The sequence below is a fragment of the Arthrobacter sp. HMWF013 genome (assembly GCF_003061105.1).
Lineage (GTDB): Bacteria > Actinomycetota > Actinomycetes > Actinomycetales > Micrococcaceae > Arthrobacter.
The window spans coordinates 1-4222 of sequence record NZ_QAIQ01000242.1 but is presented as its reverse complement, the minus strand read 5'-3'; the positions used below and the strand labels follow the sequence as shown (position 1 = coordinate 4222).

At 69.3% G+C, this 4222-nt stretch carries 2 protein-coding genes and 1 pseudogene; all 3 read left to right on the top strand.

Annotated elements, in window-relative coordinates:
- A pseudogene (locus DBR22_RS23785) lies at positions 1-465 on the top strand (alpha-amylase family glycosyl hydrolase); the annotation flags it as partial.
- Between the two features lie 149 nt (positions 466-614).
- A complete protein-coding gene (locus DBR22_RS09915; protein ID WP_108598884.1) occupies positions 615-3317 on the top strand; it encodes a PEP/pyruvate-binding domain-containing protein in 2703 nt (900 codons plus the stop codon).
- 94 nt (positions 3318-3411) lie between these two features.
- Positions 3412-4222, top strand: an 811-nt coding sequence (locus tag DBR22_RS09910; protein WP_108598883.1) for a bile acid:sodium symporter family protein, incomplete at its 3' end; no start/stop codon positions are given.

The following is a 4222-nucleotide window of genomic DNA, read 5'->3' as shown; positions in this document are numbered from 1 at the left end:
CTCGAAGCCCGGGTGGATCCGATGTGGGCGCGCGGCGGGGTGTGCCGCGACGGGGCCCGGGTGCCGCTGCCCTGGACAGAGGATGCAGCGCTGAACCACGGATTCTCGCTGGCCGAGCCCGCCGTCCAGCCGTGGCTGCCCCAGCCCGCCGGCTGGGGCCGATACGCCGTCGAACGCCAGCAGCAGGACCAGCAGTCCGGCCTGAACCTGGCCCGGGACGCCCTGGAGCTGCGCCGCCAGCTGTGGGAGAAGGGTGTTTTCACCGCGGACGACGGCGGCAGCTGGCGTGTCGAGGCCGGCGGCCTCCTCGTCTGCGAGCGGAGCGCCCGCTTCCTGGTGGCTGTTGCGATGGGGACCGAACCGGTCAGGCTCCCGTCCGGAACGGTCCTGCTCAGCGCCTCACCGCTGGTTGAGGATGGCTGGCTGCAGCCGGACAACGCGGCTTGGGTGTTGCGGGAGGCCTAGGGGCTTCCTGTCGGTCGCAGACTTTGTTGGCTCGACGTCCGTCGAGCCAACATCCAGGGCCCCCCGAAGTAGGGCATTTCTCCCCTGTGCTCCGCCCGCCGCCCGGACTAGCCTGATCGGCATCAGCGTCCACCGCAGAAGGAGCCGTCATGGCCTCGGTAATTCCGGAACAGGATGGCGCCGGAACGAGCCTGGTTGTTGACCTCCGCCAGTTGGGGTCGGCGTCGTTGGAATCAGTGGGTGGCAAGGCCCTCAACCTGGGCCGGCTTGCCGCTGCGGACTTTCCAGTTCCGCCGGGGTTCTGCCTGACCACCGCCGGCTACCGGAAGGCGGCGCCCGCGGAGCTGGACGTCATTGCCGCCCGTCTTGACGGCGTGGGACCGGACGGAGTGGGACCGGACGGCGGCGGACTTCCCGACGAAGTACGGAACGGCCTCGCGCAGCGGGCCCGCGAGGCGGTGGTGGCAGCGCCGGTACCGCCCGACGTCGAGGCCGCCATCCGCGAGGCCTACGCCGCGCTGGGCAGCGGCCCGGTGGCGGTGCGTTCATCCGCCACCGCCGAAGACCTGCCCTTCGCCAGCTTCGCCGGGCAGCAGGACTCCTTCATGGACGTGGTGGGAGCCGACGCCGTGGTTGACGCCGTCCGGCGCTGCTGGGCCTCACTCTGGACGGACCGGGCGGTGGCCTACCGCACCGCGAACGGGATCAGCCACCGCGGGCTGGGTCTCGCCGTCGTCGTTCAACAAATGGCCGACGCCGGCACAGCCGGCGTGCTGTTCACCGCCAACCCGGTGACCGGCACCCGGACCCAGACAGTCATTGATGCCAGCCCAGGCCCGGGCCAGGCCGTGGTGTCCGGCGCCGTCAACCCCGACCAATTCGTGGTGGAGACGGCGTCGGGCCGGATCCTGCAGCAGCCGCAGGGCCCGTCACCCAGCCTGACCGGGCCGCAGCTTCACGAACTGACATCCCTCGGTGACGCCGCGCAACGGCTTTTCGGCACGCCCCAGGACGTGGAATGGGTGATCGACCGCGGCGGCAAGACCTGGCTGACCCAGTCACGGCCCATCACCACGCTGTACCCGCTGCCGGACGATGATCCGCTCAACGGTCAGGCCGGCGCGGACACAGCTGCGGGCGCAGGCTCAGGCCCGGAGACCCGGATCTACCTGTGCGGCACCCTGCTCCAGGGGCTCACACGCCCCATCACGCCGATGGGGCTCTCCGTCCTGGGCCGCATGAGGGGCAACAACCAGGGGCCGTGGAGATACGCGAACCCGGGGCTGCGGATGTACGTCGAGGTGACGCCGATTCTCCGCAACAAGTCCGGACGCCAGCTACTGGAAAAGGTGCTGCCGCTCGCGGACGGACGCTCCGCCGCCCTCCTGCCCGCCCTGCTGGAAGACCCGCGGTTCAGCGTGGTCCGGCCTTCCCGGACCACATCCAGCCGCAGGGGCAGCACATCCCCGGCCCCCACGCGATCCAGGAGTGCTGGGGGCGCCCAAAGCCTGGGCCTGCCCGTCGGGCTGATACCCGCCATGGTCCGTGCCGTGGTGTGGCCGGACCGGGAACTGCGGCGGGCGCGGCGGTACCAGGACCGGCTTGCAACCCGGCTGGTCCTCCCCCTGCCGGCCACGGCGGCCAGGCGGCTCCAGCACACCGAGGACCTCATGGCCACCATTATCAACGGGTTGATCCAGGCCACGCTGCCGGCGCCGGCCACGGGCTACCTGATGCTGGCCGCCGCCCGCAGGCTGTTGCGCGGAATTGCCAAACCGCGCGAACTGGAGGCGGTCCTGCGCGGGCTTCCCCACAACGTGACCACCGTCATGGACCTGGAGCTGTGGCAGCTGGCGGTGTCCGTGGGCGGGGACCCGGAGGCCCGGCGGGCTTTCACGGAGCTGAAGCCCGGTGAGCTGGCGGCCCGCTACAGGGCGGGAACGCTGCCTGGTAGCGCCCAGTCCGGGCTGCAGGAGTTCCTGACACAGTACGGCCACCGTGCCGTGGCGGAGATCGATTTGGGGATGCCGAGGTGGTCCGAGGAACCCGACCACATCCTCGGCATGATCTCGAACTATCTGCGCGTGGACGATCCGGAACAGGCCCCGGACCGCCAGTTCGCCGCGGCCGCCGGCCACGCCGAGGCCAGGATCAGCGAGCTGGTGGAGCGCGCTGGAACGAAGAGCCGGTTGCGGGGGCGCCTGGTGGCGTTGTGCCTGCGGAGGACCCGGCAGCTCGCCGGTCTCCGGGAATTGCCCAAGTTCTGCATCGTGCTGGTGCTCGCGGAGATGCACCGGCAGCTCGAGGAGGTCGGCGCCGAACTGGTCAGGAACGGAACCGTCGACGCCGCCGGCGACGTGTTCTTCCTGGACTTCGACGAACTGCGTGTGGGCCTGCGCGGTGCCGATTTAAAGGCAATCGTCGCGCGCCGCCGTCGGCTGTACGACGTCGAACTCCGCCGGCGGCGCATACCGCGCCTTCTGCTCTCGGACGGCACAGACGTTGAGGCAGCCGCCGCGAAGCCCCAACCGGCTGCGGCAGACGGCCTCCTGGGGACGCCGGCTTCTGCAGGCACTGCCACCGGGAGGGTCAGGGTGATCATGGATCCGGTGGGCGCCCACCTGGAGCCAGGGGAAATCCTGGTGGCCCCCTCCACCGATCCGGGCTGGACGCCGCTGTTCATGACGGCGGGAGCATTGGTGATGGAGATGGGCGGCGTCATATCGCACGGCGCAGTGGTGGCCCGTGAATACGGTATTCCCGCAGTGGTGGGTGTTGCGGACGCCACCACGGCGCTGCGCGATGGCCAGCGCATCACAGTGGACGGGGCCGCCGGAACCGTCACGTGGTGAGGGCGGAACACCGGGTGCCCAATCACACCAGCCCCACCGTCATCAAGTCGCTCTGATTCCGGAACACAACAGTTGCTGTGATAATCCGGTAGGTATGTCTTCTTTATCCGAAACTTCCACGACGGAATCAGCCGCGGAAGAACGCAGCGCCCGCGTCGCCGTCACCCTTTTTCCCATCCTTATCCTGGCGGGTGGAGCCGTAGCGCTTGCCGCTCCGACAGCATTCACCGGGCTGGCCCCCTGGATCAACCCGCTCCTGGGAATCATCATGTTCGGCATGGGGCTGACGCTCACGCCGCCTGACTTCGCCATTATTGCCAAACGCCCCATCCCGGTGGTGATCGGGGTCGTGGCGCAGTATGCCATCATGCCGTTCCTGGGCTGGCTGATCGCGGCGGCACTGCAGCTGCCGCCGGCACTGGCCGCGGGCGTCATCCTGGTGGGCTGCTGCCCGGGCGGGACGGCCTCGAATGTGGTGTCCTACCTGGCCAAGGGTGACGTCGCCCTGTCCGTGGCGATGACGTCCGTTTCGACGCTGATCGCTCCCCTGCTGACCCCCGTGCTGGCCCTGTGGCTGGCTGGCCAGTACATGCCGGTGGACGCCGGATCGATGGCGTGGTCCATCGTCCAGATTGTGCTGTTCCCCGTCCTGCTGGGCCTTGTCATCCGGCGCTTCGTGCCGGGCCTTGTTGCCAAGGCGCTGCCTGCCCTTCCCTGGATTTCGGTCATCGCCATCACCCTTGTGGTGGTGGCGGTGGTCGCCGGAAGCGCCAAGGCCATCTTCGCGGCGGGACTCCTGGTTCTCGCGGCAGTCATCCTGCATAACGGCCTTGGCTACGCCCTCGGCTACACCGCGGCCCGTCTGTTCAAACTCCCCATTCCGTCCAGACGCACCACGGCCATTG